The organism is Methylocystis sp. NC52PC (genome assembly GCF_055698645.1).
The window spans coordinates 2777090-2801553 of record NZ_CP170127.1 but is presented as its reverse complement, the minus strand read 5'-3'; the positions used below and the strand labels follow the sequence as shown (position 1 = coordinate 2801553).

Genomic DNA, 24464 nt, shown 5'->3' with positions numbered 1-24464 from the left:
GGGCTCCCCGTCTTGGCCGGGCTCGTTCCGGCCATCCACGCCTTGGTCAGAACTGCGGCTTGGCGACCATCAGCCAGAAAATAACCAGCATGGAGATGAAGGCGGGCCAGCCGAGCGCGAACCACCACCAGAAGTAACGCTTGTATTCCCGCGGCAACGGCGCGCCTGTCTCTAAGCAGGCCTCGGCGATCTTCGCCATGCGCATCTGCAGCCACACGACCGGCAGCCAGCAGGCGCCGACGAAGATGTAGAGCGCAATCGACGCCAATATCCAATGGCTGTCGAGCGGCCAGCCCTCCTGGAGCGCGAGCGCGACGCCGGTCGCGGGCTGGACGATGACGGCCGGAGTCGTGAAGATCCAGTCGGCCAGCACCACGTTCTTGTTGCCGACGACAATGGCGCGCAGATCGCCGCGAAGATTGCTCGCGAGCCCGTGAAAAGCCGTGCCCAGCCCGGTGCCGAACAGCACCGTGGAGCTGATGATGTGAATCAATTTTAGTAAGTCGATATCCATTCAACCCGCCTCCATCGCGATCATCACGAGGATCGCCGCCGCGATTGGCAAATTCTTCACAATCGGCCCGAACGGATGCAGCCAGTAATCGGCGGGAAGGCCGAACGCGAGCAAAGTGAAGGCCGCCATGCTCGCCAGCATCAGCCAGCCGATGAGCGCCGGGCGCCAGCCGCGCAGCAGGAGCAGCCCAAGCAAAAGATCGAGCGCCGCGCCGCCATAAAGCGACAGCGATGCGACAAGCCCCGTAAGGCCAAGCGTCGCGAGCATCTCGTAGCTCTTCTCCACGGGATAAAGCCCAAAGGACAACAGGCCGGTGACGATCCACAGGATCGCCAGGCTCCAGCGCAACACGGGCTTGAGAAGGAAGAGGCGCGCCGCCAGGCGATCGGCGTCGGACGCCGGCTCCATGGCGAGCGCAGTTCGGATGCTCCTTGGCGGACGCCCCAGCGCCGCCGTCAGTCCCGCCGGATCCGACACATTTCCGCCCGCCAGCATTTTCATCACATCGCGATTGAGCGGGCCGCTGGTGAAGCGGCCGCCGATCGTGGTCGCCGTCTCGAACAGGCGGTCGGGAATGCGCACGGAGCCCGTCGGGCGCAGGCGCAGCCAGTTCCGCAAAATCCGGGTCAGTTCATAGGCCGTCATGGGCTCTGGCCCCACGACGTCGATCATCCGTTGCGAGCTGGCGCCTTCGGCGAGCCGCATCACGAGCTCGGCGAGATCATCGACATGGACCGGCTGGAACTTCCAGTCCTCGCGTCCGATGCGCGGCAGGACTGGCAAGGCGGCGGCGGCGAGAAGCCAGGTCGTGCTCGCCCCGCCCCGCCCCACCACGACGGAGGGGCGCAGCACGCGCCAGTCGAGGCGTTCGCCATCTGGATCGGCGTCCATGAAAAAGGCCTCGGACGTGCCTTTGCTGCGCTGATAATCGGTCTCGCCCTGCGGGGCCGCGCCCAGCGCTGAAAGGTGGATGAAGCGCACGACGCCCGCGCCGATACAGGCGGAAAAGAGGCGCATGGCGCCTTCCGCGTGCACGGCGTCCATGGTATTGCCGCCAACGTCCCGCACGAGGCCGGCGCAGTTGACGACGACGTCGAAGCCCGCGACCTTGGCCTGAAGACGGGCGGCGTCGTCGCGGGCGAGGTCGACGTCGCCGCGTCCGGCGGCCATGACCGAATGGCCCGCGGCTGCAAGCCGCCCGGCGATATGGCGGCCGATGAAGCCGGTCCCGCCAACGATGAGAATCCGGGCCAAGCTCTCCTCCCGCACGGCGCCACCGGCGGACATATAGGCGTTCCGCCGGCTGCGCCCTGCGTTTAGGGCGATTTCATGCGATAAGGGGACTATGGCGACGATTCGGAATGCTTTCGACCCTGGCTTCGGCGTTTATGTCCACTGGCCATTCTGCCTGTCGAAATGCCCCTATTGCGACTTCAACAGCCACGTCCGCCGCGGCGACGTGGATGAGGACCGCTTTGTCGAGGCCTTTGCGGTCGAGCTCGCCCATCGCGCGCGGCTCGCGCCGGGGCGCGAGGTGCGTTCTGTGTTTTTCGGCGGCGGCACGCCCTCGCTCATGTCGCCCTCGACGGCTGAAGCGATCCTGGCGCAGATCGCCAGCCACTGGACCCTGGCCAAGGATGTCGAGATCACGCTCGAAGCCAATCCGACGAGCGTCGAGGCGTCCCGCTTCAGGGGCTTCAAGGCGGCCGGGATCAATCGCGTCTCGCTCGGCGTCCAGGCCTTAAACGACATCGACCTCAAGGCGCTCGGCCGCCAGCATTCCGTCGCCGAGGCGCTGATGGCGGTGGATATCGCCAATTCGGTCTTTGACCGCACCTCTTTCGATCTGATCTACGGCCGCTCGGGCCAGACGCCGGCGGCCTGGCGCAAAGAGCTCGACCTCGCGCTCGCCCGCGCGCCCGAGCATGTGTCGCTCTACCAATTGACCATCGAGCCCGACACCATGTTCGAGCGCATGGTCAACACCGGCAAGATGGCGATTCCCGACGCCGACACGCAGCGCGCGCTGTGGGACGTGACGCAGGAGATCACCGCGCGCCACGGCCTGCCGGCCTACGAAGTCTCGAACCACGCACGCCCGGGCGCCGAGTGCCGGCACAATCTCGTTTATTGGCGCTACGGCGAATATGTGGGGGTCGGACCCGGCGCGCATGGCCGCATCGTCACCCCGCGCGGACGGCGCGCGCAGGCCTGCGAACGCCATCCCGAGATGTGGCTCACCTGCGTCGAGACCGAGGGGCATGGCCTCGTCGAAGACGAATTGCTCAACGCCGAGCAGGAAGGCGACGAGTTTCTGCTGATGGGCCTGCGCCTGCGCGAGGGGATCGATCCGCAGCGCTATTTCCTGCTGACCGGCAAGAAGCTCGCCCAGTCGCGCATCAGCGAACTGGTCGGCGACGGCCTCGTCGAGGTCACGCGCGAAAACCGGCTTCGGGTGAGTTCGGAAGGCTTCCCCGTGCTCGACGCCGTCGTCGCCGATCTCGCCGCCTAGCAACGGAACCAAAGCTCGGACTGAGGAATTATCCTTTGTGGATGATGACTTGGTCTGGAGCTTTCTCAATGTCGATTACCGATATTCTCATTCAGGTCGTCGCCGGCGCGCTCGGCGGCAAGGCGGCTGGCAAGGCGACGAAGAGCGATAATGCGCTGGGCGATCTGATCAGCGGCGCGCTCGGCGGCGGCATTGGCGGCCAGATCCTCGCCGCCATCATCCCCTCGCTCGCGAGCGCCGCGAGCGGCGGCGGAACCTTCGATCTCGGCGTGCTTCTCGGACAGGCGGCCGGCGGCGGCGTGACGGGCGCCGTCGTGACATTGGCCTATAACGTCCTCAAGAAGCGCTTCTTCGGATAGGGTCAGCGCGCATTCTCGCGCATGAAGGCGAGCGCGCCGGGTGCGATGGTCTGGCTTGTCTTGAAGAAGCCATTCCAAGCGTCTTTGACCTTGAGGGCGCTGCGAATGTCGAAGGCGCTGGCGCTCTCGACCGATTGCAGCGCTTCCCATGACAAGGGCGTCGCCACGGTGGCGCCGCGCCGGGCGCGCAGCGACCAGGGCAGAATGGCCGTCGCGGTTTTCTTGTTGCGCAGCCAGTCGATGAAAATGCGCCCCACGCGCCGGCGCTTGCTCATAGTGGCGACGAATCGATTGGGCTCCTGCTGCGCCAGACCGCGCGCAAAGCCCGCGGCGAAGACTTCCGTCTGGGCGTAGGCAAGCGAGCGGTCGAGCGGCAAGACGACATGTATGCCCTTGCCGCCCGTGACCATTGGCCAGCTCTTGAGGCCGATCGCCTTCAGATAGTCGCGAATGTCGGCGGCCGCTTTGCAGACCTCCCTGAACTGCAGCTCCTCGTCCGGATCGAGGTCGAAGACCATCCGGTCCGGCCGGTCGAGATCGCTTGCGAGCGACATCCAGCCATGAATCTCGATGGCCCCAAACTGCGCCGCCGTATGCAGGCCGAGCGCGCCATCGAGCGCGATATAGGGTTCGCCGCCTTCGTCCTCGACCTTGAGGATGCCTTTTGTCATCCCCTTGAGCGGATGTCGCTGGAAGAAGAGGTCGCCGATATTCTCTGGAGCCCGCAGCAGGCTGATGGGGCGGTCGGCGAGATGCGGGGCCATGCGCGGAGCGACTGCGTCGTAATAGGCGGCGATCTCGCCCTTGGTGACGCCATCCTCGGGGAAAACCACGCGGCTCGCATGGGTGATGCGCGCCAGCTTCGGCGGCTCCTTCGACTGCGAGGCCGCGGCCTTTGGCTTTACGTCTTCGCGCACGCCCAGGAACCGCGCCTGCCGCATTTGTCCGTCCATGGTCCAGCCTCCGAACCGCACTTCCGCCGGAAAAGGGTTTTCGAGAAAGACTATGCCTCTTGGAATAAGGTTCGCGGCGGCGATCGGTTGGGGCGGCTTGGCGCCGGCGCGCTTGGCGAGCAAAGGTTCGAGCGCGCGGCGCGTCGGCCCGCCATAGCCGGTTCCAATTCGGCCAACATAGCGCAGCCCCTCCGGCGTCTCCTTGGCGGCGACGAGCGACGCGAAGCTCTCCCCCTTGTCCGAAGGTCGATAGCCGATGATGACCACGTCCTCGCGGAAATCGCCCTTGATTTTCAGCCAGTCCGAGAAGCGCCCGCTGCGGTAGGGCGCGTCGCCGCGCTTGGCGATGATCCCTTCGGCCCCGGCCTGCGTCGCCTGTCGAAAGACCGCGGCGCCGTCGCCCTCGATGTAATCGCCGTAACGCAGCGGGCCGGAGGCGCCGGAGAGAAGCTTCTTCAGCATCGCCTTGCGCTCGCGCAAAGGCTGGCGCCGCAAATCCTTCTCGTCGAGCATGAGCAGGTCGAAGGCGACGAACTCCACCCGCTCGCTGCGCCCGGCCTCGAGCGCCGAGACGAGCATGGCGAAATCGGAAAGGCCCTTCTCGTCGAAGACCACCGCCTCGCCGTCGAGAAGCGCATTGCGGCAGGGAAGCGCGAAGGCGGCGCGGGCGAGCCCCGGAAAACGATTGGTCCAGTCGAGCCCCGAGCGCGTATAGACCACCGCCCCATCGGCGCCGGTCGCCAGCTCCAGACGGTAGCCGTCGTATTTCAGCTCGAAAATCCAGTCGGCGCCCGCTGGCGGCGTCTCGGATGTTTCGCAAAGCTGCGGGGCGACGAATTTCGGCGTGGGCGCGCTCGCGAGCGGCTTATCCGACCAATAAGCGGCTTTGGCGCGGGCGGCGGGAGCTCTCTTTCGCCTGGCCTTGGCGCCGCGTTCAATCTCCTCGCGCGTGCGGCCAGTGGCGACGCTTGTCGCGAAACGCTCGGTTAGATCTTCATCGGGGTCGGCGAATTCGTCGCGCTCTTTTATCAGCAGCCAGTTCTCGTGCTTGTCGCGCGTTTTCATGCGCACGAGCACATAGCCGCCCTGCATTCTCTCGCCATTTACGCGGAACTTGACCTCGCCCTTGTCGAGCGCCGCGAGCGGATCGCCGTTCGTCGGCGCATAGGTCGTGTCTTCCCAGAGCATCACTGTGCCGCCGCCATATTCCCCCTTGGGGATCAGACCTTCGAAATCCCCGTAATCGAGCGGATGGTCCTCCGTGCGCACGGCGAGGCGCCGGTCGGCGGGGTTGGCGGAAGGGCCGCGGGTCACGGCCCAGCTTTTCAGCACGCCGTCCATTTCGAGGCGCAGGTCGAAATGCTCCCGCCGGGCGAAGTGGCGCTGCACGACCAGTCGCTGCGCTCGTCCGCGCGAGGCCCCGCCCTGCGGCTCCGGCGTGACGGAGAAGTCACGTTTGGCGCGATAGGCGGCGAGCGCGCTCTCGTCCTTGCCTCGCGCGCGCGCCGGCATGGATCAGGCTCGCCGGCGCGTGGGCGCCTTGGCCGATTTGGGCTTGGCGGATTTCGTGGTCGGCGGTTTTTTCGCCGGCGCCCGGCCTTTCTTCGGCGGCTCGCCCTTGCGGGGAGGCTCTGGCGGCGCTTCGCCGCCACCGCTCGCCGCGACCGACCGCTTCAGCGCCTCCATGAAATCGAGCACCTTGGCGCCGCCCGGTTCGGCCTGCTCCTCGACCGGCACGGTCTCGCCGCGCCCGAGCTTCGCCTTCACCAGATCGCGCAGCGCCTCGGCGTAATGATTGCGGAATTTCGCGGCGTCGAACGGCTCGCTGCGTCGCTCGATCAAATCCTCCGCCATCTGCACCATATCTTCGCGCGGCCTCTCGCGCCCGATGCCGGAAAAGATATCGTCGGCCGCTTTGAGCTCGGTCTCGTAGCGCAGCGTATCGAGCGCGAGCCCCTGCCCTTCTCCCGTCGGGTAAAGCGCGACGAGATGCTCGCGTCCGCGCAACGTGAGCTGGCCGATGCCGACCTTATGCTTCGCCCAGAGCGCGTCGCGCAACACGCGATAGCCTTCCTCGGCGACCTCGCCGTCCGGCAGAACGAAATAGGGCCTGTTGTAATAGACCGGCTCAATTTCGTCGGCGTCGACGAACTGGGACAGTTCGATGGTGTGGCGAGACGAGAGCTTGAGCGAGTCGAGCTCCTCGTCCTCCATGAAAACATAATTGCCGGGCTCGACCTCGTATCCCAGCACAATGTCTTCCTTCGCCACCTCGCCCTTGCCGGGCGCAACCTTGAGATAGCGGATGCGCTGCTTCGAATTGCGGTCCACCTGATGAAAGCGGATCTCGGATTCGGCCTTCTCCGCCGCGACCAGACGCACGGGGATCGAAACGAGGGCCAGACGCAAGTGGCCCTTCCAGAAAGTGCGCGCCGACTCGGCCATTACTCGCTCCTGCACGCGCGGTGGGAATTCGTTTTTTAGATAAGGCGCGGCAAATGGCGCACAGCCCCCGGCCACGAAAAAGGCTGCGGCCGCGAAAGAACCGGCCTTCGACGAACTCTACTCGCCTTTTGCAGGCGGGTCGGAGAGCGGATGCAGGTCGCGCACCATGGCGCGCATCCGCTCGTCGAGGACATGCGTGTAAATCTGAGTCGTGGCGATATCGGCGTGGCCAAGCAGCTCCTGCACCACGCGCAGATCGGCCCCGTTCTGCAGAAGATGGCTCGCGAAAGCGTGGCGTAACGCATGGGGATGAACTTGGGCCGCCGAGAGACCGGCGGCGACGCCGAGGGTTTTTAATTCACGAGCGAAAGCCTGGCGGGTGAGGTGGCCGCTATCGCTGTCAGCGGGAAAAAGAAAGCGGCCTTCGGCAAGCGCTGGCGTCACCGCTTCGAGAAGGTCGCGATAATCGGCGAGCGCGCGCTTGGCCCGGCCGGTCAGCGGCGCCAGCCGCTCGCGGCCGCCCTTGCCCTTGATCGTGACGAAAGGATCGCGCGCCCGCGCCGCGCTTTTTGGGAGGGAAACAAGCTCCGAGACGCGCAGGCCGGTCGCATAAAGCGTTTCGAGCAGCGCGTGAAGACGCGCGGCGCGCAGCCGTTCGCGCAAGGGGCGCTTCTCGTCGTCGAGCCCCTCGCGCGCCGTGGCGAGCAGACGATCGACCTCCGCGATCGACATGACGCCCGGCGCGCTTCGCCTGAGCCTGGGCCCCTCGAGGGCGGCGGCCGGGTCGTCGGCGCGATGGCGGTCGACATAGAGGAATTTGTGGAACTGCCGCAGCGCCGAGAGCCGCCGCGCAACCGTCGCGGCGGACATGCCGCGCGCGTCGAGCGCGGCGAGATAGGCGCGTAAATCTTCTGTCGCGGCGTCGCCGGGATCGCGCCCCTGGCGGGCGAGAAAGTCGGCGTAATCCGAAAGATCGCGGCGATAGGCGTCCTGCGTATTATGCGCCGCGCCGCGCTCCGCCGCCAGCATGTCGAGGAAGGCGTCGAGCTGGCGGGCGGCGCGCGCCTTCATGGCCATCGCCTCACTTGTTGAGGCGCTGGGCCGGGATCGTATAGGTCATTTCGCGCGGCTGCGGCGTCACGTAGGAGACGACCGCGACCATCGCGCCGTAAACGAGCGCAACGATTGCCGCCACGATGGCGAGGAAACGAAGAAGACTCGGCAAGGAAAGAGCTCGTCAGCAAGAATCCTTCTCAAGTCTATCGCGCGAAGCGCGGCCGAATGCAACCGACGGGAGTCTAGCGAACGACGACCCTCGTCCCCACGGGCGCGCGATCATAGAGGTCGATCACGTCCTCATTCATCATGCGGATACAGCCCGAGGAGACATTTTGGCCGATGGTGCCGGGCTCATTGGTGCCGTGGATGCGATAGAGAGACGAACCCAAGTAAAGCGCCCGGGCGCCGAGCGGATTGGCGGGGCCGCCGTCCATGTGCCGCGGCAGGTCGGGGCGCCGCGCCAGCATTTCGGCAGGGGGCGTCCAATCCGGCCATTCCGCCTTGCGGCTCACCGTCTTCACGCCCGACCACTCGAACCCTGGCCGGCCGACGCCGACGCCGTAGCGGGTCGCCCGGCCGCGACCGTTGATGAAGTAGAGAAATTTGCTCGGCGTATCGACGACGATTGTGCCCGGCGCCTCGGGGCCATCGTAGGCCACATCGGTCCGCGCATAGCTTGGATCGAGCGCGCGCTGCGGCTGCTGCAAGGGCGCCGCCGGCGCATAAGCCGCGACATGTGCGCCCGGCGGCGGCGCGGCGGAGCGCACGCGCGGCGCGCCGGCCCCCACGAGCGCCTCGATCAACCCGCCGCCGAGCGCGCTCTGCTGGGGGTAATAGGCCTCGGGATAGGGCGGCGCGGCGGTGAGCGCCGGATTGGCGCCGGCCGGGTCGGCACAGGCGGCCCCAAGCAAAAGCACCAGGAAAGCCGCCGGCGCGGCGCGACGAAAGAAAGCGGATCGGTCAGCCATGTTGGAAACCATTGACAGGCGCGCGGCCCTCTGCAGGCTTGTGCGAATGACGATGGCGACACTCTGCTATGCTTAAGCTATACCGTAAACGCGCGTCTAGTTACATGGTTACGCGCAAGTGTCGCTTAATCATGAATCGTTTCTTGCGCTTCCGCCGGCTCAGAAATGCGACTCCGTGTCTTCCTCCTCCGGCGCGATCTCGTGGCGCATGATCAAGGGCGCCTGGGCGACGGCGAAGAGGATCGTCAGCGGCAAAATGCCGAACACCTTGAAGTTCACCCAGGAGTCTGTCGAGACCATGTGGCGGACGACTTCATTGAGCCCGGCGAGGAAGAAGAAGAACAGGCCCCAGCGCCAGGTGAGCTTGCGCCAGCCGGCGTCGTCGATATGGATCGCCATGTCGAAGACGATCGGCAATAGGAGCTTGTTGAAATAAAGCGCGCCGATGAGCGCAGCGCCGAACATGGAATAAAGGATCGTCACCTTCAGCTTGATGAAATCCTCGTTTTGCAAGAAGACGGTGAGCCCGCCGAAGACGAGGACGAGGATCGCCGTGACGACCGGCATCGCCGGCAGATGTTTCGTGATCGCCCAGGAGACGGCGAGCGTCAGCAGCACGCCGGCCATCAGCACGCCGGTCGCGTAGAAGATGCCGAACTTGCTGTTGACGACGAAGAAGACGATCAGCGGCCCGAGTTCGAGCGCGATTTTCAGTCCGGGGTTGAGTTTTTTCTTTTGCCTCGCCGCCGGCGCGGTCTTGATTGAGGTCGTCGTTTCCTGGGTCATTGCTTAGCTTTCCGGCGCCGCCTCCGGCGCGTCTTCTTCGTCGAGGCCGGCGATCGCACGAGCGAAGTCACGGGCGGTGAAGGGCTCCAGATCCTCGGCGCCCTCGCCGACGCCGATGAAGTGGATCGGCAGGCCATAGGCTTCCGCGATCGCGACCAGAATGCCGCCGCGCGCCGTGCCGTCGAGCTTGGTCATGACGAGTCCGGTGACGCCGGCCGTGCGCCCGAAAATCTCGACCTGCTGCAAGGCATTCTGGCCGACTGTGGCGTCCAGGACAAGCAGCACCGCATGCGGCGCCTCGCCCTCCGCCTTCTTCATGACGCGCACGATTTTCTCGAGCTCGGCCATGAGTTCGGCGCGGTTCTGCAGACGTCCGGCCGTGTCCATCAACAGAATGTCGGCGTCAGTCTCGCGGGCGCGCTTGATGGCGTCGAAGGCGAGGCCGGCGGCGTCCGCCCCTTCATTGCCCGAAACCACTTCGGCCCCAAGCCGGGAGCCCCAAATTTTCAGCTGATCGACTGCGGCGGCGCGGAAGGTGTCGCCCGCGGCCAGCACCACCTTCTTGCCCTCGCCGGTCCATTTGGAGGCGAGCTTGGCGATGGTCGTCGTCTTGCCGGAGCCATTGACGCCCACAACCAGAATGATGAACGGCTTCTTGGCCTCGTCGAGTTCGAACGGCGTCGCGACGGGCATCAGCACGGCCTCGACTTCGCGGGCGAGAATGGCGCGGACTTCCTCGGGAGCGATGTCTTTTTCGTAGCGCGCCTTACCCACCGCCTGGGTGATGCGCGTCGCGGCGCCGACGCCAAGGTCCGCGCGCAGCAGCACGTCCTCGAGCTCCTCGAGCGTCAGGGCGTCGAGCTTGCGCTTGGTGAAGATGTCGGCGACGCCCTGGGTGATCGCCTGCGAGGTGCGGGCGAGGCCGCCGGACAGCCGGCTCCACCAGGAGCGTTTGGGCGCCTCCGGCTCTACAGCGGCTTCGGGCGCCGCAGGCTCCTCGGCCTCCGGCTCCCCGCCCCTGCCGAACAGGCGCGAGAACATGCCGCGCTTCTTAGACCCGTTTGCGTCCGTGCTCATGCATCCCTCTTGCGGGGGCATGCCTACACTAGTCGCGCATAAAGGGCCAGCGCATCTCCCGGGGAGGCCGCCCTTTTGGGCTGGAAGCTGCGATGAATCGCCGCGCCGCGCTTCTCTGGAGGGCGCGGGACCCTACCTCCCTGGCGAGGGATCGCGTTGCGGCGGCGTAGAGTCGTATTGATCCCCACAAGGGCGAGCGGCCACAGCGGCTCGCCCTTTCGGCGCGGGCGTCACCAGCGCAGCACCGCCCCGCCCCAGGTCATGCCGGCCCCGATGGCCATCATGGCGATGACGTCGCCTCTTTTGAGCTTGCCGGCGCGATGGGCCTCGTCGAGCGAGATCGGCATGGAGGCGCTCGACGTATTGCCGTAGCGGTCGATGTTGATCCAGCACCTCTCACGCGGGACGCCCAAGGCATCCAGGGCCGACTCGATGATGCGCTGGTTGGCCTGATGGCAGATGACGTGATCGACGTCGTCGGGCGACAGCCCCGCCTTCGCCAGCGTGTCGGCCACAACCTCGGGCAGCAGCCGGGTCGCCACTTTATAGACCTCGCGGCCGCGCATTTTGATTTTATTGCCATTTTCCGCGAGCATTTCCGACGAAACCGGGCGGCGGCTGCCGCCGCCGAAAATGCCGAGAATGCCCGTCATCGAGCCGTCGGTGCGCAAGGTGGCGGCGAGCAGCCCGTGCCCTTCCTCCTCCGTCCCGCCGAGCAGGATCGCCCCGGCGGCGTCGCCGAACAATACGCAGGTCTCGCGATTGGTCCAGTCGACGAAGCGGCTCAAGGTCTCCGCGCCGATGACCAGCGCGCGCCTGACCATCCCCGAGCGGATGAACTGGTCGGCGATGGTAAGCCCATAGATCGATCCGGCGCAGGCGGCGGCGACGTCGAAGCAGAAGGCGTTCCGGGCGCCGATCAATTCCTGCACATAGGCCGCGCAGGAGGGCGTCGGCGTGTCGCCGGTGACCGTGCCGACGACGATCATGTCGACCTCGGCGGCCGAGACGCCGGCGTTCGCAAGCGCCTGCCGCGCCGCAGCGGCGGCGAGGTCCGAGGTCGCCTCGCCGTCGGCCGCGACATGGCGCTCCATGATGCCGGTGCGGCTGACGATCCACTCGCTGTTGGTGGCGACGATTTTCTCGAGATCGGCGTTGGTGAGAATGCGCTCAGGCGCATAGGAACCGGTTCCGAGAACGATCGAATTCGGCAAGGCAGGGTCTTTCTGAAAAAGCCGCCGTCCAACGCGGCGTTAACGAGCGCCAGCGCCTCGAGGCGCCCGGCGGGCTCCGGCGCGGCTATTCATATCGGCGCGGGCAGGAAGCGCAAACGGTTTTTGCGGCGCAAGATAATCATCTGATTTCAAAAAGCCTTTTAACCGGCCCAGTCGTGCGCGGGAGAATCGGCGTCCGGATTTCGCACAGTCCGGCGCAGCGCCGCGCAAGCATTCCTTAAGAGGGTTCATTTATTAACGGGAGCCAAGGCATAGGCCGTCGCCTCGCCTTACCTCGTCGTCATTTGTCCTTGCTTCGTGACGGGCCGCCGCCCGCCGCAATAGGAGATTTTGCCCGTGATCCACGCCTTGATCTTTGCCGCTGTGGCGCTCTACGCCCTCGTCGGCGCGCTGACCGCCTGACTTTTCTGCGGTTTCGATTGCCTTCCGCCTCGCGCCGTGGCAATCGGGCGCGATGCAGGAAGACCTGAAGCGCACCGCCCCGCGCGTTTCCTTCGTTTCGCTCGGCTGCCCCAAGGCGCTCGTCGACAGCGAGCGCATCGTCACGAGATTACGCGCCGAGGGCTATGAGCTCGCCCGCCATCATGCCGGCGCCGATGTCGTCGTCGTCAACACTTGCGGCTTTCTCGACAGCGCCAAGGCCGAGTCGCTCGACGCCATTGGCGCGGCCCTCGCCGAAAACGGCAAGGTCATCGTCACCGGCTGCATGGGCGCCGAGCCCGAGGCGATCAGCGCGCGCTTTCCCGACGTTCTGGCGATCACCGGCCCGCAGCAATATGAGAGCGTGGTCGAGGCCGTGCACCGCGCCGCCGCGCCGGCGCATGACCCCTTCCTCGATCTCGTGCCCGAGCAGGGGGTGAAGCTCACCCCGCGCCATTACGCCTATCTGAAAATCTCGGAGGGATGCGACAATAGCTGCTCCTTCTGCATCATCCCGCATCTGCGCGGGCCGCTCGTGTCGCGCCCAGCCGCCGACGTGCTGCGCGAGGCGGAGAAGCTCGCCCGCGCCGGCGTGAAGGAATTGCTCGTCATCTCCCAGGACACGAGCGCCTACGGCCGCGACCTGCGCTACGCCGAAAGCCAGTTCGGCGACCGCGTCATTCGCACGCGCTTCCTCGATCTCGCGCGTGAACTCGGCGACCTCGGCCTCTGGGTGCGCCTCCACTACGTCTACCCCTACCCTCACGTCGACGAGGTCATCGGCCTGATGGCGGACGGCAAGGTCCTTCCCTATCTCGACATCCCCTTCCAGCACGCGGCGCCCAATGTGCTGAAGGCGATGAAGCGCCCAGCCAATGAGGAAAAGACGCTGGCGCGGATCAAGTCCTGGCGCGCCGCCTGCCCCGACCTTACCTTGCGCTCGACTTTCATCGTCGGCTTCCCCGGCGAGACGGACGCGGATTTCGAGACGCTGCTCGACTGGCTCGACGAGGCGGAGATCGACCGCGCCGGCGCCTTCAAATATGAGCCTGTCGCCGGCGCCCCGGCGAATGACCTCGGCCTCGAACCGGTTCCGGACGACGTGAAGGAGACGCGCTGGAAGCGATTCATGGAGAAGCAGCAGGCGGTGAGCGCCCGGCTGATGAAGCGAAAGATCGGCAAGAGGCTCCAGGTCATCATCGACGAGCCCGGCGGCGGCCCGTCCGGCGCGCTCGCCAAGGGCCGCACCAAGGCGGACGCCCCCGAGATCGACGGCTCGGCCTTCGTCTCGTCGCGCCGCCCGCTGCGGGCGGGCGACGTCGTGACCATCAAGGTCGACCGCGCCGACGCTTATGACGTTTACGGCGGCGCCGCCGGTTAGCCGCCCATCTTGGCGGATATCGGTTCCGGTTTGGCGGACACCGCCGCTTCCCCGCCGGCTTCGCCTCCGTATGATCCTCGGAACAACGCGAGGAAACGTCATGTCCGAGAACGAAAGCCAGCAAAACAAGCTCACGTCGCAGCGCCGCCGCGGGGAGGACCCTCAGTTCATTTTCCCCGTGCCGAAGAACATGGTCTATGGGACGGTCGCGGTGGTGGTCGCCTCGCTGCTGGTGACCTTCTTCGTGCGCAACCCCTATACGCAGGCGACCACGGAAGGCAGCCTCTACTACGAGCGCGGCATGGAGACCAATATGGCCCTCTGGGTCGTGATCTTCATCGGAATTCCGGCAAGCTTCCTCGCCTATAAGCACTGGCTCCTGCCAATGCTCGAGCGCCGGGCGAAGGCGCGGCGGTAGGCCTTTCGGCACGTTGCGGAGCGGGGCGCGGGGACGCTCTATGGCGCGGGCTTTCGGTCTGATCCATATTAGACGCCGAAAGCCACGCCTTGAGGAGCGACTCCATGACCGACGACCGCAACGACCGCCGCGAGCCACCGCAAAAGCAGAAGCCGGGGCAGCCGGTCATGCTGATCCCGAAAAGCTTCATCTATATCGTCGGCGCTATCGTCGTCGGCTCCTTTCTGCTGACGCTGTTCGTGCGTAACCCCTACACCCAGTCTGTGCACGAGGGCGGCACCTTCTATGAGAACGGCGTCGACAACTCGGCCCTGATGTGGGTCGCCATCTTCATCGGCATTCCGGCGAGCTTCTGGGCGTATAAGCGCTGGATTCTGCCGCTGTTCGAGAAGAAGTGATCAAGGCGCTTTCCGCCGCAGCGCCGTCGAAGACGAGGCGCTGCGCGGGCCATGCAGATACACCAAGGCCGGGGGCGCAGCCGTTGGAAGGAGACGCGCGTCTCTCTCGTCGAGGCGCGCGCGCGGAAACCGTTGCATCGCCTTGGCGCTTGCGGCCTTGGCTGTCGCGCCGGGTCGGTCGATGATCGCGACCGGCGTCGTGCGCATGATCTCCTCCCAGTCGCGCCAGCGGTGGAATTGAAGCAGATTATCCGCGCCCATGATCCAGACGAAATGGACCCCCGGGCAGCGCTTGCGCAAAAAGCGCAGCGTGTCCGCGGTATAGCGCGCGCCGACGTCGGCCTCTAATCCCGTCACCACGATGCGCGGGTCTTGAGCGATCCGGCGCGCGGCGGCGATCCGCACCGCGAGCGGCGGCAAGGCGCGCGTGTCCTTCAGCGGATTGCCGGGCGTCACGAGCCACCATAGCCGGTCAAGTCCAAGCCGGGTGAACGCCAGGCGCGCGACGAGCGCATGGCCTTCATGCGGCGGATTGAAGGAGCCGCCAAAGAGCCCGATGCGCATGCCGGGCGCATGCGGCGGCAGGCGGACCGGCTGCGCCGTCATTCACGCGCCGCCCGCATTCAAAGCCGCGCTCACCCCCGCACCTGTCCGGCGCCATGCACGCGATATTTGAAGGAGGTGAGTTGCTCGACCCCCACCGGCCCGCGCGCATGCATGCGACCGGTGGCGATGCCGATTTCGGCGCCGAAGCCGAATTCGCCGCCATCCGCGAACTGCGTCGAGGCGTTGTGCAGCACGATCGCCGAGTCGACTTCGTTCATGAACCTCTGGGCGACCGCGTCGTCGCGGGTGATGATGCAATCGGTGTGATGCGAGCCATAGGTCTCGATGTGCTCGATCGCCGCGTCGACGCCGTCGACGACCTTCGCCGCAATGATCGCGTCGAGATATTCCGCGCGCCAGTCGTCTTCGGCCGCGGGCTTTACGCGCGCATCCGCCGCCTGAGTCGAAGCGTCGCCGCGCACCTCGCAGCCCGCGTCGATGAGCATGGAGACGAGCGGCGCGAGATGCGTCGCCGCGCAGGCCTTGTCGACGAGCAGCGTCTCGGCCGCGCCACAAATGCCGGTGCGTCGCATTTTGGCGTTGAGCAGAACGCGTTTCGCCATGCCGAGATCGGCGTCCTCGTGCACGAAGACATGCACGATCCCTTCGAGATGCGCGAACACCGGCACGCGCGCCTCGTGCTGGACGCGCGCGACGAGGCTTTTGCCGCCCCGCGGCACGATCACGTCGATGGCGCCGTCGAGGCCGGCGAGCATGGCGCCGACGGCGGCGCGGTCGGGCGTGTCGATCAGCGCAATCGCAGCTTCCGGCAGTCCTGCGGCCTCGAGCCCCGTGACGAGGCAGGCGTGGATCGCGCGCGACGAGCGCAGGCTTTCTGAGCCGCCGCGCAGAATGGCGGCGTTGCCGGCCTTGAGGCAGAGCGCTCCGGCGTCGGCCGTAACATTGGGACGACTCTCGTAGATCACGCCGATGACCCCGAGCGGGGTCGCGACGCGCTCGATGACGAGCCCGTTCGGCCGCTCGAAGCGCGCCAGCACTTTTCCAACGGGGTCGGGCAGATCGGCGATCTCCTCGACGCCCCGCGCAATGGCCTCTACCCGACCCGGATCGAGCGTGAGCCGATCGATGAAGGAGCCCGCCGTGCCGCGCGCCTTGGCGTCGGCGACGTCGAGCGCGTTCGCTGCGAGAATCGCCCCGCTCTGGCGGCGTATCTCCGCGGCCGCGACCCGCAGCGCCTTGTTCCTGACCTCCGCCGGCGCGAGCGCGACAGCCCGCGCCGCTTTGCGCGCGGCGCGCCCGAGAGCGACAAGCGAAGCCTCGAGGCGCGCTGCCTCCGGCGTATTGTTGATGAGCGGCTGCGTCATGATCGTTAGGTCCAAGACAGGAAGGACATCCGCTATCACGCCGCAGGCAGGCGCGAAAGTCGCCCCGCCGGGGCCTTGCGAAGCCGACCCGGCCAGTCTATAGAACCGCAGCGCCCGCTCCCTTCGTCTAGCGGTCTAGGACGTCGCCCTCTCACGGCGAAAACAGGGGTTCGAGTCCCCTAGGGAGCGCCAGTAAAATCAGCCATTTGCCGCCTTCGCCACCCGAATTCCGGCTCCCCATACGGAGAATTTACGGAAAAGGCGTTGTTGGACAGGCGCGCACAGCGCCCACTCTTGCGCCGTCAGCTGAGCAGCGTTACCCGCCGTTACGCCCGCCAGTCCCGCTTGCCCTCTGTTGCGGCCAGGCTGCACGTCCTTCGAAGGCAGGCGTCCTCAATCCGCGTAAATGCTACCGCTCCCGCTTATCTCCAGTGAACGCAACTCTTATGGCCGAAACCGTCCGATGGGTGATAACGACGCGTCCACTTGATGCATTCCTTGCCCGGAGGGGCATATAAAGCCTCGCCTCTTGGACAAGCGACCGCATCCTGCCGCGACGGCGCACTTGGCCCGCCTGATAGCCCCGCGCATTGGCGACGTTCTTCGATGAGAGCGTTCTCAGCGTCGTAGTTCAACTGGTTCGCTTCGTTTACAAGTGCTAGGAGATGCAAAGCAAGAAGTTGCAGCGAGGCCTCTCGCTACCTGTGACTGACCGCAATTTAGAAAGCTCTAGCATGAGGTCTACTGAGGGAGGGGGGCGCCGGGTTGCTATCCTTGGCGCAGGAATTATGGGCGCAAGTCTAGCGCTCTTTTTGGCCAGGCACGGTTTTAGAGTATCTCTTTTCGATAGGGAGAACGTGCCGCTTGCGGGGGCCAGCCGGTGGAACGAAGGAAAAATCCACCTCGGCTATTTGTACGGCGCTGACCCCTCCTTGGATACGGCTCGCCGCGTCATTCCAGGGGGCTTAAATTTCGGACCGTTGATTTCGAAGCTTATCGGCGCCGATATTTCCCCTGCAATCACGGAGCAGGACGACATTTATCTTATACATCGCGACACGGTCGCCACTCCGGAAGCAGTCGCGGCAACCTTCGAGGGCGTTAGCGCGCTCCTTAGAGAACATCCCGATTCTCGCCGGTATCTGGTCGACGTGTCGCGCGCCAATTTCCGCCGCATGTCTCGCAAGGAGGTGGGCAATGTTGCGAATGATGACCTGCTGACCGCGGGCTTTGTCACGCCAGAGCGCTCCGTCGATACGCGATGGATTGCGGATCGCCTTTGCGATGCGCTTTTGAATGAGTCTCGCATTTCTTTTTGCCCCGGCGTCGCCATTAAAGCGGCTACCCCGGTGGATTCGGTAAACGGTCCTTGGCGCGTTCAAGGAACGCCGGATGTGGATGACCGCTTCGATATCGTAGTGAATGCGCTGTGGCATGGTCGGCTGGAAATTGATCTGACGGCAGGGGCGCCGGCTCCAGACCAATGGTCAAATCGGTTTCGACATTCCCTTTTCATCCAGACCCCAAATGATCTCGACCTTCCTAGCGTCGTAGTCGCTTTCGGCCCCTTCGGAGACGTTAAGAACTATAACGGACGCGATTTTTACGCTTCTTGGTACCCTGCCGGTCTTATTTTTGAATCTAACGAGATCAGTCCACCGGCGCTGCAGCCCTGGACCACCTCGCAACAGAAGGAGCTGATTGCGAAGGTGCGGTCAGCCTTGGGAGAGCTTTTGCCCTGGACGAGCAAGATTTTTGATTCCGCCGAAACGATCGTCGTTCAAGGAGGCTTCGTTTTTGCTCAGGGCCGGGGTTCGCTTGCAGACCCGCGGTCAACGCTGCATAGGCGAGACCGGTTCGGTATATTGAGGCGCGGGCGCTACTACTCGGTAGACACTGGAAAATACTCGACAGCGCCTTGGCTGGCTTGGAATTTGGCGCAGGAGCTTATAGGAAATTGACGCGCAACCAGGCGCGCCAATCGACAGATTGAGGGGGTGACTTTTGACTGATGGCGGCAATCTGCCTGGCCCTGTCGGCGAGATGGAGTGGCGCCCGAAGGTTACGGCGCTCGTCCCGTGTTACAATGCAGAGGACTTCATCCAGCGCACCCTTGACAGCCTAGCTGCCCAAACTTGGCCGAACCTCGAAATCCTCATCGGCGACGATTGCTCGACCGACTCGACACTGGAAATCGTCGAGCGCTTTGCCGCGACACGAGCAAACGTGCGCGTCGCGCCTCGCGACTCGAACTTGGGGTGGTTGCGGAACTCCAACGACCTGATGGCGCAAGCCCACGGCGAGCTGATGTTCTTTGCTTTTCACGACGATGTTGTCGCGCCCACATATGTCGAGCGACTGGCGCATGAGCTATCCGCCCGGCCGAACGCTATCATTGCGTTTAGCGACGTAGAGGTAATAGACCTTGACGGCTCTTCCAGCATCTATGCTTTCACCAGCTTGACCAACGTGACTGGCGCAATCAGGCGAGCAGCCGCGTTTCTAACAGGCGCGAACTGGTGGGTCCCGAATCGTGGCCTTTTCCGCGCTGAGGCTTTCCATCGCATTGGCGGCATCATGCCAAACGATTGCGGGGAGTATTCTGCTGACCATACTTGGCTTCTTCATATGGCGCTTTTGGGAGACTTTGTCCGTACGCCAGAAGTTCTTTGCTGGAAATTCTTCAAGAGAGGCAGCTTAAGCAAGCGATGGGCTTGCGGCTCAGAACAAAATGCTGCGATTCGAAAAGCTACGATGAGAGAGATCAAGCGAAGCGACCTGCCCCGATATCAAAAATGGCTTATCGCTTCTATTATCACAGTGTACCACCGCTTGCCACAGAACACGCGATCTACGCTTAAGTCCGCAGCATTACGTCTGTTATCTGCTGGCGATCCTAAACCCTGAAATTCCCCTTTGAGCGCCTGCGAGTGACGCGATCTGCGCGATCCGCGGAAAGCGCCTTGAACTCGCGTTCCACTTGATATGCGGACGCGACGATCTCTTGAGCCTCGCAGGGTCTACCGCAGAGATTGTAAGTAATAGCACTTAACCCCTATGGACACCTATCCAAAGAGGCGCCTGTGCGTGTGCTTGCCACGGCCTACTTCCTCACCTGAAGCGCCAAAAGGCAGCTTCAATTAAGTATGGAGAATACTCATGAGGAAGCTCCTTCTTATTCCTGCGGCTCTGGTTCTTTCCACTAGCTTCGCATTTGCTCTCGATCTGACCCAGTCGCTCACGCTGAATCAGTCGATCGGCAACACCTCGAAGGGCGGCTTTGCGCTCAACAAGGCTTTCGTCGTGCAAGCGCAGGTCCCGGTCAACCAGTGGCATGGCGATCTGTCGCAGTCAGCGACCATCAATCAGTCGATTGGCAACACTTCGAAGGGCGGCGACGCCATCAACAAGGCGACCGTTATCCAGGCGCAGGTTCCGCTGAACTTCGGCGCTCCATGAGACGTCGCTGCTCTCCTGGCTTGAAAAGGATCGCGGCCAACGGCGGCCGCGGTCTTCTCTTCGAGGGAGCGCGCGTCCTGCCTGTCGCAATCGGCGTATCAGCGGAAAATCGAGGAGCAGAAGATGAGATATTTCACAATTGCCGTTCTTGTCTCGATCGCAGCCGCTCAGGCGCAAGCGCAAAATTTCATCAGCGTCAAGCCGAGCTTCATCGGCGTCAACTTCGGCAACAATCCCCTTCTGAGCGCCAAAGCCGGTGTGTCGTTTGGTCAGAACAACGTAGATAGCACCACGCAGAACAGCGCCGTGGACTTTTACGGGGTGCAGCAAGTCGCCATCGGGAAGGCAGGCAGCAATCTGAGTAATAGCGCGACGGTCAACCAACAGGGCGCGTCGACTTATGCAGGTGTTGGCCAGGCGATTCGATCCTTGCCCCCCATGCCGTCCTTGGGCGGGCCTTAATCGGTTTTCGGCTCACATAAACAGCGCGATCGGCTGCGCTTAGTTACCTTCCAGGCTGAGCGCGGCCCCTTGAGGATCGCTGTGACGCGCCGAAGATGACGTCGCCCTTCCGAAGGTCATTTTCGAATCTTGGCTGCAACTCAAATCAATGGAATTGACAGCTAGTCGCCGATAAAGTCTTCCAAGGGCGGACCAAGATCTGAGATAGGCAGGCTCGCTATGCAGACGCGCTGGTGCTTGGACCAAATCAGACCAACTCCCAACATCGACAGCGAGTGGAGCGCCTCGAAGCACGCAATTATAGCTCATTACATTGGGAGATGGCGCAAAGGCGAGTCGCCGCTCGACGCCCTCGCACGCGCGCTGGGTATCCCCTCTGCAGACCTTCTGGCGGAGCTACTCACTCATAAAGCCAAGCACGACGAACTCGACTTGCTTTCTGAGTGCTTGGGAGCTGGATGGGTTGAACTGCCGGGGCTTGATGTCAGGGGCAGCGTCACCCAAGCGATCACCCTCGTTAACGAAAAACTCGCGCGCGTTCCGCCCGAGGTTCGTGGTTACTTTGGCGCGCCGAAGAAGCTTTCCGCCGCCGGCGTCGACTGGCGGCCCGGGGTTCCCGCACCGCACTGAGCACCAGTTGCGCCTTGCCGTAGCTTTCAGAACTCTTTCACCTCGGCGCCGAAGCAAAGCCGATGCTTGAGCGGGGGTCATGACCCGTCGACTCCAGCTTAGCCTGCGAACCGATATCCCACACCCGGTTCCGTTGTCAGAAGGCGCGGATGCGCTGGGTCGTCCTCGATCTTTCCTCTCAGCTGTCCCACGAAGACGCGCAAATACTGGCCGTCGTTTTCATGAGCGGGTCCCCAGACGGCTTTCAGGATTTCTCGCTGCGATACGGCTCGTCCGGCGCGTCTAGCAAGGAAGATCAGCAGATCGAATTCTTTCGGCGTGAGCTTTATCGTCCTGCCTTTCTTGAGGACGAGGCGCTTGCCGACATCGATCACGAGCTCCTCGACGTTGATTTGCTCGGGCTCGACGTCGCTGCGGGCGCGCCGGAGCGCCGTGCGCATGCGGGCCAGCAATTCGTCCATGCCGAAAGGCTTTTCGACATAGTCGTCGGCGCCAAAGTCGAGGGCCATGACCTTTTCCGTCTCCCGGTCGCGCGCGGACAGCACGATGATGGGCGTATTGGTCAATATGCGCATTCTTCTAAGCGCTTCCTTTCCATCCATGTCGGGAAGACCCAGGTCGAGGATGACGATGTCCGGCATGCCGTCGCGCAATGCGGCGAAGGCTTCCGCAGCCGTGGCGGCGCCGACGACCTGGTAGCCCGAGGCGGTCAACGCCGGGCGCAGCACGCGCAGGATTTGCGGCTCGTCGTCTACGACGAGAACCCTCGCGCCGCTCATGGCCTAGCTCCGCCCGAGGCTTCTTCGACGGCGGGGAAACGCATGACAATTCTCGTTCCGCGCCTGCGGATCGCGGGACTCTGGGCGACGATCTCGCCACCCATCGCCTGCACGAGCCCACGACAAATGGAGAGGCCGAGGCCCGTCCCGGCCTTGCGCCCGTCTGCGCGCCCGCCGCGGTAGAATTTCTCGAAGATGCGTTCGAGATCCGCGGGCTTCACGCCGGGCCCTTCATCCGTGACGGTAATGACCACATCCGCCCCTTCGCGACGCGCATGCACGATTGCGCCCCCTGGCCCGCCATATTTTTGCGCATTATCCAGAAGGTTGAAAAGGACTTGTCCGAGAAGGCTGGCGTCGCCGCGTATGGGCGGCAGGTCGGGAGAGACGCTGATCGCCGTTTTCTGCTCCGGATAGGCTTTACGGACGCGCTCGACGGCGGTGCGAACCGCAGCCGCGACATTGACGAGATCGCGGGTGGGCGCGACGCCCCCCGCCTCTATGCGCGTCATGTCGAGCAAATTGGCGATGAAGCCGCCGAGCCGCGCGGCCTCCTCCTCGATCGACGCCATGAGGTCCCGGCGGTCGTCGGAGGGCAGCTTCTCTCCGAGGCTGCGAAGGCTCGTAATCGCGGCGGTGATCGAGGCGAGGGGCGTGCGAAGATCGTGCGAAAGCGACGCGAGCAGGGTGGTGCGCAATCGTTCATTCTCTGCCAGCGCCGCCGCCTTTATCGAGCCGTCGACGAGGCGTGATCTGTCAATGGCAATCGCGGTCTGTTCGAGAAGCGCGGTCAGCATGCGCTCTTCCTGCCCGGTGAAGGCCTCGTCTCGTCGCTTGGGTTCGACGCCGCAGACGGCGACGACGCCTCGCGGGGTTGCGAGCGGACGAAACTGGAAGCGTACGTTCGGCAGGGTGCCGGTTCGCCAACCGGCCGCCTCCGCCTTTTCCAGCGCCCATCTGGCCGCGCCTTCCTCGCCCGCATCGAGTTGGTCGAACGGCGGCCATGACGCAGAGATCGCAAGCTCGCCGTCGTCTGGCGCGAGGAGAACGACGCGCGGAGCCTCCAGCGCCTTCTGGACCTGGGTCATCGTCGCCCACAAAATATCTTCTTCACTGGTCGCGGCCGACAGTTTTCTCGAGAAATCGAAGAGGGATTGCGCTGTTTCGGCTCTGCGCAGCATGGCGTGGGATTGCTCGCGCATGCGGCTCGCGAGCATCCCTGTGGCTGTCGCGACCGCAAGCGAAACCAGAAGTTCGATGAACTCCTGCGGCTTCGACACGGCGAAACCATAGCGCGGCTCCACAAAGAAGAAGTCGCAGGCGAAGAACGACAGGACGGCGGCCGCGATCGCGGACGAAAGGCCGAGCCAAATGGCGCAGACCATCACCGGCAGCAGAAAGATCACCGCCATGTTCGGGATCGGAAGCCAGTGATCGAGCAAGACGCCAAAGCCGACGGTAAGGAGAACCGCCCCTGCGGCGGCGGCGAAGCCCGCCGAGAGCTGAGAAGGCCTGGGCGGCTTCCATTCGAACTGCGCCGGGGCGCCTTCGCGGACGCCGGCGAGAAGCACGGCGATGTCCTTCGCGCGCCGCGCAATCTCGTCCGGCAGCGAGCGTCTGAAAAGCTTGCCCAGAAAACCCGTGCGGGATCGGCCGAGGACGATCTGCGTGATGTTTTCCTGACGCGCGAATTTCAGAATTTCCCCCGCGAGATCGTCGCCGGAAAGCCGCGCGATCTCGGCGCCCAGTCTTTCGGCCAGACGCAGGGCGTCATCCACTTTCTGAACGGCTTCGGCGGATTGCGCTTCATGCCCCGTTCGTTCGACAAAGGCTGCGATCCAGGAGGCGTTGAGCGCGCTCGCCAGGCGGGCGGCCTCCCGCACCACGCCCTCGGACCCCTCGGCCCCGACGCAAACGAGGAGCCGCTCGGCGGTCGCCCAAGGCCCCTCAATGGCCCCTTGCCGCAGGAACGCAACCATCTGATCGTCGACGCGCTCGGCGGTGCGTCGCAACGCGAGTTCGCGCAGGGCCGTCAGATTTCGGGGGGTGAAGAAATTCTGCGTCGCCCGTCGTGCGGTTTCGGGAACATAGACCTTCCCCTCCCGCAATCGCTGGAGAAGCTCGTCCGGCGTGATGTCGACGAGGATGACGTCGGCGCCTTGCAGGATGCGGTCGGGCACGGTCTCGCGAACCGCGACGCCGGTGATCCGCGAAACGACGTCTGCGAGACTCTCCAGATGCTGAATGTTGAGCGCGGTCCAGACATCGACGCCTGCATCCAGAAGCTCTTCGACGTCCTGCCAGCGTTTGGGATGCCGGCTGTCTGGCGCATTGGTATGAGCGAGTTCGTCGACGACGATGAGCTGCGGCTTGCGCGCCAGAGCCGCGTCGATGTCGAATTCATCGATAAGGCGACCGCGATAGGCGATCTTTCGCCTTGGCAGAATTTCGAGGCCCTCGAGCAAAGCCTCTGTCTCTTTGCGGCCGTGGGTTTCGACAAGCCCGATGACGACGTCCTGCCCGTCGGCGCGCGCCGCGCTGGCGCGCGCGAGCATCGCATAGGTCTTGCCCACGCCTGGCGCGGCGCCAAGAAAAACCCGAAGCTTTCCCTGTCCGTCCTTGCCGGTCAGGGCAAGGAGCGCGTCAGGATCGGGACGGCGCTCTCCGAGGCTCAAGCT

Annotated in this window: 24 protein-coding genes and 1 tRNA gene; 11 read left to right on the top strand and 14 right to left on the bottom strand. The window is 64.4% G+C overall.

Translation table 11 applies throughout. The annotated features are described in order from the left end of the window. Positions 1–46 precede the first annotated feature (46 nt). Positions 47–514, bottom strand: a complete 468-nt coding sequence (locus ACETII_RS15605; RefSeq protein ID WP_363347485.1) for a DUF2269 family protein — start codon at positions 512–514, stop codon at positions 47–49. Beyond that, complete coding sequence (locus tag ACETII_RS15600) at positions 515–1768, bottom strand: SDR family oxidoreductase (protein ID WP_472786106.1); 1254 nt, start codon at positions 1766–1768, stop codon at positions 515–517. Between the two features lie 91 nt (positions 1769–1859). Between ACETII_RS15600 and hemW the strand changes: the two genes are divergently transcribed. Beyond that, positions 1860–3026, top strand: coding sequence for a radical SAM family heme chaperone HemW (gene hemW, locus ACETII_RS15595; protein WP_363347481.1), 1167 nt, complete (start codon positions 1860–1862; stop codon positions 3024–3026). Between the two features lie 68 nt (positions 3027–3094). Beyond that, positions 3095–3385: a hypothetical protein gene (locus tag ACETII_RS15590; RefSeq protein WP_472786105.1), complete on the top strand. Its 291-nt coding sequence runs from the start codon at positions 3095–3097 to the stop codon at positions 3383–3385. Between the two features lie 2 nt (positions 3386–3387). Here the strand turns inward: ACETII_RS15590 and ligD are convergent, their stop codons facing one another. From ligD to ACETII_RS15550, 8 genes are all read right to left on the bottom strand, one after another. Further along, positions 3388–5850, bottom strand: a complete 2463-nt coding sequence (gene ligD / locus ACETII_RS15585) for a DNA ligase D (protein ID WP_472786104.1) — start codon at positions 5848–5850, stop codon at positions 3388–3390. A 3-nt stretch (positions 5851–5853) separates the two neighbouring features. Further along, positions 5854–6783, bottom strand: coding sequence for a non-homologous end joining protein Ku (gene ku / locus ACETII_RS15580; protein ID WP_472786103.1), 930 nt, complete (start codon positions 6781–6783; stop codon positions 5854–5856). Positions 6784–6900: 117 nt separating this feature from the next. Further along, positions 6901–7854: a tyrosine recombinase gene (locus tag ACETII_RS15575; protein WP_472786102.1), complete on the bottom strand. Its 954-nt coding sequence runs from the start codon at positions 7852–7854 to the stop codon at positions 6901–6903. A gap of 10 nt (positions 7855–7864) precedes the next feature. Beyond that, complete coding sequence (locus tag ACETII_RS15570) at positions 7865–8008, bottom strand: oxidoreductase (RefSeq protein WP_363347471.1); 144 nt, start codon at positions 8006–8008, stop codon at positions 7865–7867. Positions 8009–8081: 73 nt separating this feature from the next. After that, positions 8082–8810, bottom strand: coding sequence for a L,D-transpeptidase (locus ACETII_RS15565; protein ID WP_472786101.1), 729 nt, complete (start codon positions 8808–8810; stop codon positions 8082–8084). 159 nt (positions 8811–8969) lie between these two features. Further along, positions 8970–9596 (bottom strand): septation protein A, encoded by a 627-nt coding sequence (locus ACETII_RS15560; protein ID WP_363347467.1) that lies wholly within the window; start codon positions 9594–9596, stop codon positions 8970–8972. A 3-nt stretch (positions 9597–9599) separates the two neighbouring features. After that, positions 9600–10673, bottom strand: a complete 1074-nt coding sequence (ftsY, locus tag ACETII_RS15555; RefSeq protein ID WP_472786100.1) for a signal recognition particle-docking protein FtsY — start codon at positions 10671–10673, stop codon at positions 9600–9602. 230 nt (positions 10674–10903) lie between these two features. Continuing rightward, complete coding sequence (locus ACETII_RS15550; RefSeq protein ID WP_472786099.1) at positions 10904–11887, bottom strand: beta-ketoacyl-ACP synthase III; 984 nt, start codon at positions 11885–11887, stop codon at positions 10904–10906. A gap of 475 nt (positions 11888–12362) precedes the next feature. Between ACETII_RS15550 and rimO the strand changes: the two genes are divergently transcribed. The 3 genes from rimO (at position 12363) to ACETII_RS15535 (ending at position 14525) form a co-directional block, all read left to right on the top strand. Then, positions 12363–13709 carry a 30S ribosomal protein S12 methylthiotransferase RimO gene (gene rimO / locus ACETII_RS15545; RefSeq protein ID WP_472786098.1) on the top strand — a complete coding sequence of 449 codons (1347 nt, stop codon included), beginning with the start codon at positions 12363–12365 and terminating at the stop codon, positions 13707–13709. A 100-nt stretch (positions 13710–13809) separates the two neighbouring features. Continuing rightward, a complete protein-coding gene (locus ACETII_RS15540; RefSeq protein WP_472786097.1) occupies positions 13810–14127 on the top strand; it encodes a hypothetical protein in 318 nt (105 codons plus the stop codon). A 104-nt stretch (positions 14128–14231) separates the two neighbouring features. After that, a complete protein-coding gene (locus ACETII_RS15535; protein ID WP_363347457.1) occupies positions 14232–14525 on the top strand; it encodes a hypothetical protein in 294 nt (97 codons plus the stop codon). On the opposite strand, the gene ACETII_RS15530 is transcribed toward ACETII_RS15535, so the two are convergent. After that, positions 14526–15131, bottom strand: coding sequence for a nicotinate-nucleotide adenylyltransferase (locus tag ACETII_RS15530; protein ID WP_472786096.1), 606 nt, complete (start codon positions 15129–15131; stop codon positions 14526–14528). A gap of 29 nt (positions 15132–15160) precedes the next feature. Then, positions 15161–16456: a glutamate-5-semialdehyde dehydrogenase gene (locus tag ACETII_RS15525; protein ID WP_472786095.1), complete on the bottom strand. Its 1296-nt coding sequence runs from the start codon at positions 16454–16456 to the stop codon at positions 15161–15163. A 116-nt stretch (positions 16457–16572) separates the two neighbouring features. Between ACETII_RS15525 and ACETII_RS15520 the strand changes: the two genes are divergently transcribed. The 6 genes from ACETII_RS15520 to ACETII_RS15495 all read left to right on the top strand — a co-directional run bounded on the left by ACETII_RS15520 (position 16573) and on the right by ACETII_RS15495 (position 21007). After that, positions 16573–16648, top strand: a tRNA-Glu gene (locus tag ACETII_RS15520). A 473-nt stretch (positions 16649–17121) separates the two neighbouring features. After that, entirely contained in the window at positions 17122–18417 is a 1296-nt protein-coding gene (locus tag ACETII_RS15515) for an FAD-dependent oxidoreductase (RefSeq protein ID WP_472786094.1), read from the top strand. Positions 18418–18460: 43 nt separating this feature from the next. Then, complete coding sequence (locus tag ACETII_RS15510; RefSeq protein ID WP_472786093.1) at positions 18461–19363, top strand: glycosyltransferase family 2 protein; 903 nt, start codon at positions 18461–18463, stop codon at positions 19361–19363. 252 nt (positions 19364–19615) lie between these two features. After that, positions 19616–19915 carry a hypothetical protein gene (locus ACETII_RS15505; RefSeq protein ID WP_363347413.1) on the top strand — a complete coding sequence of 100 codons (300 nt, stop codon included), beginning with the start codon at positions 19616–19618 and terminating at the stop codon, positions 19913–19915. A gap of 123 nt (positions 19916–20038) precedes the next feature. Continuing rightward, the gene (locus tag ACETII_RS15500) at positions 20039–20377 is read left to right on the top strand and encodes a hypothetical protein (RefSeq protein ID WP_363347411.1); all 339 of its coding nucleotides are present in this window, start codon (positions 20039–20041) and stop codon (positions 20375–20377) included. A gap of 237 nt (positions 20378–20614) precedes the next feature. After that, positions 20615–21007 (top strand): hypothetical protein, encoded by a 393-nt coding sequence (locus ACETII_RS15495; RefSeq protein WP_472786092.1) that lies wholly within the window; start codon positions 20615–20617, stop codon positions 21005–21007. A 98-nt stretch (positions 21008–21105) separates the two neighbouring features. On the opposite strand, the gene ACETII_RS15490 is transcribed toward ACETII_RS15495, so the two are convergent. Further along, positions 21106–21786, bottom strand: coding sequence for a response regulator (locus ACETII_RS15490; RefSeq protein WP_472786091.1), 681 nt, complete (start codon positions 21784–21786; stop codon positions 21106–21108). Further along, positions 21783–24461 (bottom strand): ATP-binding protein, encoded by a 2679-nt coding sequence (locus tag ACETII_RS15485; RefSeq protein ID WP_472786090.1) that lies wholly within the window; start codon positions 24459–24461, stop codon positions 21783–21785. The genes ACETII_RS15490 and ACETII_RS15485 overlap by 4 nt, the downstream gene beginning before the upstream one ends. Between the last annotated feature and the right edge of the window lie 3 nt (positions 24462–24464).

What these genes read in the sequence shown, in the direction of transcription:
- ACETII_RS15605 (WP_363347485.1), bottom strand. Translation starts at nt 514, where the DNA reads ATGGATATCGACTTACTAAAATTGATTCACATCATCAGCTCCACGGTG.
- hemW (WP_363347481.1), top strand. Translation starts at nt 1,860, where the DNA reads ATGGCGACGATTCGGAATGCTTTCGACCCTGGCTTCGGCGTTTATGTC.
- ACETII_RS15590 (WP_472786105.1), top strand. Translation starts at nt 3,095, where the DNA reads ATGTCGATTACCGATATTCTCATTCAGGTCGTCGCCGGCGCGCTCGGC.
- ligD (WP_472786104.1), bottom strand. Translation starts at nt 5,850, where the DNA reads ATGCCGGCGCGCGCGCGAGGCAAGGACGAGAGCGCGCTCGCCGCCTAT.
- ku (WP_472786103.1), bottom strand. Translation starts at nt 6,783, where the DNA reads ATGGCCGAGTCGGCGCGCACTTTCTGGAAGGGCCACTTGCGTCTGGCC.
- ACETII_RS15575 (WP_472786102.1), bottom strand. Translation starts at nt 7,854, where the DNA reads ATGAAGGCGCGCGCCGCCCGCCAGCTCGACGCCTTCCTCGACATGCTG.
- ACETII_RS15565 (WP_472786101.1), bottom strand. Translation starts at nt 8,810, where the DNA reads ATGGCTGACCGATCCGCTTTCTTTCGTCGCGCCGCGCCGGCGGCTTTC.
- ACETII_RS15560 (WP_363347467.1), bottom strand. Translation starts at nt 9,596, where the DNA reads ATGACCCAGGAAACGACGACCTCAATCAAGACCGCGCCGGCGGCGAGG.
- ftsY (WP_472786100.1), bottom strand. Translation starts at nt 10,673, where the DNA reads ATGAGCACGGACGCAAACGGGTCTAAGAAGCGCGGCATGTTCTCGCGC.
- rimO (WP_472786098.1), top strand. Translation starts at nt 12,363, where the DNA reads ATGCAGGAAGACCTGAAGCGCACCGCCCCGCGCGTTTCCTTCGTTTCG.
- ACETII_RS15540 (WP_472786097.1), top strand. Translation starts at nt 13,810, where the DNA reads ATGTCCGAGAACGAAAGCCAGCAAAACAAGCTCACGTCGCAGCGCCGC.
- ACETII_RS15535 (WP_363347457.1), top strand. Translation starts at nt 14,232, where the DNA reads ATGACCGACGACCGCAACGACCGCCGCGAGCCACCGCAAAAGCAGAAG.
- ACETII_RS15530 (WP_472786096.1), bottom strand. Translation starts at nt 15,131, where the DNA reads ATGACGGCGCAGCCGGTCCGCCTGCCGCCGCATGCGCCCGGCATGCGC.
- ACETII_RS15525 (WP_472786095.1), bottom strand. Translation starts at nt 16,456, where the DNA reads ATGACGCAGCCGCTCATCAACAATACGCCGGAGGCAGCGCGCCTCGAG.
- ACETII_RS15515 (WP_472786094.1), top strand. Translation starts at nt 17,122, where the DNA reads ATGCAAAGCAAGAAGTTGCAGCGAGGCCTCTCGCTACCTGTGACTGAC.
- ACETII_RS15505 (WP_363347413.1), top strand. Translation starts at nt 19,616, where the DNA reads ATGAGGAAGCTCCTTCTTATTCCTGCGGCTCTGGTTCTTTCCACTAGC.
- ACETII_RS15500 (WP_363347411.1), top strand. Translation starts at nt 20,039, where the DNA reads ATGAGATATTTCACAATTGCCGTTCTTGTCTCGATCGCAGCCGCTCAG.
- ACETII_RS15490 (WP_472786091.1), bottom strand. Translation starts at nt 21,786, where the DNA reads ATGAGCGGCGCGAGGGTTCTCGTCGTAGACGACGAGCCGCAAATCCTG.